Raw genomic sequence first — 2,938 nt, 5'->3', positions numbered from 1 at the left:
ACCGCCGCCGCCAGCGACGAAACCGCCGCCTCGAGCGTCGAACTGGCTCGACTGGGCCATCAATTGCAGACGATGGTCAGCCATTTCAGAATCTGACCCCCATCAGATCGCTCCCGGCCTTTGCGTGGGGGGCGATCATCTGATAATGCCCGACATGAGCATCCCCCGAGTGCAACTATCTTTCGGCATGGCGCCGGATGAGGCTTCCTTCATCAATATGCATTACCTCTCTACTTCGCTGATATTGATCATTCTGTTTGGCATCGTGGTACTCGCCACTTTCAGCCTTTACATCTTCCAATCTCGTCACTCCACAAAACACGCTGTCGAGGTAGAACCCCACGAGCAGACTCCACTCGAGCTCGACAAAGGGGAGGCGAACTATCAGCCCGACAGGCTGGCACCTGGGTCAACCCACGTAGGGTCGGCTTCGATCAATGGCGGAAAAGGCCTCGTCGCGGTCGCGCTCAAGATGCGCGAGCTGGTTGAGCTTTCCCAGCGTCTGCAGGTTGCAACACAGTCTTTTGATCGCCACAACGCAGCGCTATCGCTGAAGGTGGAAGCTGTAGCGAATTCATCGAAAACCAGACGATACCTTCCCTTTTTTCTAGGCGATGAACTGTTCGCGGTGAGTATTCGCACCGTCAAGGAAATCGTGGAAGCCAATAGGCTCATCATCGAACGGGGCAGGTCGAACAGGACCCGCAGGGCGATCAATCTACGCGGTTCGGTGGTTCCGGTGATTGACCTGAGCACGCATTTCGGCGGGGATCCCACCGATGTCACTCAGCGTACCCTTATTGTAATTCTAGCGTTGAGCGACGGTGTGCATCCGCAAACGATTGGCGTCAAGGTGGATGCCGTCTGCAAAATATTGAACGTTGCCCCGTCGGGCATTGTTCCGCCACCCATTCAGCCAGCGGATATTCGCAGTGGCTTTATCATTGGCACATTGAAGGCTGACAATCGTTCCATCACCGTGCTCGATATCGGTCGAGGGCTATCGATGGGGGCTGGGGCATAGTGGGATGAGCTGACAAAGAAAGGTGCTGCAATGCTTGGCAGCGCGAATGATCGCTCCCGCGCAAAGCTTGGGAGCGATCCGTTCTGGTCAGATCTTGAACTTGCTCACCAGCGACTTGAAGGAGACCGCCAGACGAGAAAGCTCCAATGTAGATTCATTGGTCTGGTGCGCCCCGCTAGAGCTCTGGGCTGACAGATCCTGAATATTGACCAGGTTTCGATCGACTTCACGAGCGACCTGAGCTTGTTCTTCAGATGCGCTGGCGATCACCATATTGCGTTCATTGATCTGCGACACCCCGGCAGTGATGCGCTCCAACGCATAGCCCGCCTCGGCCGCCACGCTCTGGGTTTCGCCGGCCAGCACCTGGCTCTTGCTCATGGCCACCACGGCTTCGTCCGCTCCCGTGCGAACGGCGTTGATCATCGTCTCGATATCCCCGGTAGAAGATTGTGTCCGATGGGCCAGGGCACGCACTTCGTCTGCCACAACGGCAAAACCCCGCCCTTGCTCTCCCGCGCGGGCCGCTTCGATCGCTGCGTTGAGTGCCAACAGGTTGGTCTGTTCGGCAATGGCCCGAATGACGTCCAGAACTTTGCTGATTTCACGGATTTGGCTCGCCAGCAACTCAACCTTCTGGGTGGAGTCGCCGATCCCCGTCGCCATGTCCGTAATCGAACGGATGGTTTTCTTGACCTGATCCCCGCCCGTCAGCGCATCCCGACTGGTCTGCTCGGAGGCGTCGGAAGTACTGACGGCATTGCGAGCGACCTCTTCGACCGCGGCCGTCAACTCATTGACCGCTGTCGCGGCTTGCTGGATTTCGTCATTCTGACGAGTCAGTCCTTTTGAGCTTTCGTTGGTCACCACATTCAATTGTTCGACAGCCGCCGCCAATTGGTCGGAGGCATTGGCAATCTCACTAATCGTCGACTTCAAATTGGCTTGCATCGTCGAAAAGGCCGTCAACAACAAACCTATCTCATCCTGTCCACCATTTTCTAGATCGAAGCTCAGATCGCCGTCGGCGATTCGGCGGGCACCTTGAAGAGCACGATTGATGGGGCGCGTAATGGAACGGGTGATGATCAAGCCGATGGCAATGGCGAGGCCGAACGCACCCAACACGCCCAAGCCAAGCATCCAGTTTGCTCGGTCATACGTATCGGCCGCCGCCACGCCCGCTTCAGCACTTTGTCGTCTATTGGATGCAATGATCAGCTTTAGCTCGTCGTTGACCCTGGCATAAGCCGGATCGACCTGCCCCTGGAAAATCCGCAGCGCGGCCTCCATATTTCCACCCAGCACATCCTTGGTAATCTGATCGGCCAGCGCCAAATAGGCGGGCCAATCTTTTTCAAACTGGTCGCCCGCAGCACGCTCGTCGTCGTCCAGCGGCGTTTGACGGTACTCTTTGAACAGGGTTTCTACGGCCTGTCGATCGTCGTTGAGCGATTTCGTCACGGCCTCAAGATCGCCCTGAGATCCTTGAGTCAGCTTCAGCAGCAGGAGTTTGTGAAGATCACGGTGATGAGCCACCATGTTGGTCCGGGCGTTACTTGAATCATCTATGGAGAGAAGGCTGTTGGTCAGGATGTCCTTGAGATTGGCGTTGATCGAGCTGATGCCGAGATGTCCGACAAAGCCGACGCCAAGGGTAATACAGGCGCAGAGGATAAAGGCCGTGAGCAACTTGGTCGCCAATTTCATGTTTGTCATAAAGGTCATTTCCGGTTATTGATCGTCTTGAAAAAAGAGTGGCGGGACGATGCGTCAGATGATCGCCCCCGCGCAAAGCCTGGGAGCGAGCCGGTCTGGTCAGATCTTGAAATGGTTGACCATCGTATGCAATTGATGGCCCAGTCGAGCCAGTTCGACGCTCGAGGCGGCGGTTTCGTCGCTGGCGGCGGCGGT

The 2,938-nt window shown here is 56.4% G+C and carries 4 protein-coding genes and 1 pseudogene; 2 read left to right on the top strand and 3 right to left on the bottom strand.

What is annotated here, in order from left to right; all coding sequences use genetic code 11:
* Together UCMB321_RS31945 and UCMB321_RS30460 are read left to right on the top strand one after the other, a co-directional pair.
* A partial coding sequence (locus UCMB321_RS31945; RefSeq protein ID WP_425338624.1) for a hypothetical protein occupies positions 1–96 on the top strand: 96 nt, incomplete at its 5' end.
* Between the two features lie 73 nt (positions 97–169).
* Complete coding sequence (locus UCMB321_RS30460) at positions 170–1,024, top strand: chemotaxis protein CheW (protein WP_167337470.1); 855 nt, start codon at positions 170–172, stop codon at positions 1,022–1,024.
* Positions 1,025–1,111: 87 nt separating this feature from the next.
* Here the strand turns inward: UCMB321_RS30460 and UCMB321_RS31940 are convergent, their stop codons facing one another.
* The 3 genes and pseudogenes from UCMB321_RS31940 to UCMB321_RS31930 all read right to left on the bottom strand — a co-directional run.
* On the bottom strand, positions 1,112–1,975 hold the full coding sequence (locus UCMB321_RS31940) for a methyl-accepting chemotaxis protein (RefSeq protein ID WP_425338623.1): 864 nt from the start codon (positions 1,973–1,975) through the stop codon (positions 1,112–1,114).
* Positions 1,970–2,734: pseudogene (locus tag UCMB321_RS31935) on the bottom strand (MCP four helix bundle domain-containing protein); the annotation flags it as partial. The pseudogene UCMB321_RS31935 and the gene UCMB321_RS31940, both read right to left, overlap by 6 nt.
* Positions 2,735–2,842: 108 nt before the next feature.
* A partial coding sequence (locus tag UCMB321_RS31930; protein WP_425338622.1) for a hypothetical protein occupies positions 2,843–2,938 on the bottom strand: 96 nt, incomplete at its 5' end.

It is taken from the genome of Pseudomonas batumici (assembly GCF_000820515.1).
In the GTDB taxonomy this organism is placed as follows: Bacteria; Pseudomonadota; Gammaproteobacteria; order Pseudomonadales; family Pseudomonadaceae; genus Aquipseudomonas; species Aquipseudomonas batumici.
The sequence above is the reverse complement of the archived record's forward strand: the minus strand, read 5'-3'. Positions and strand labels throughout refer to the sequence as shown.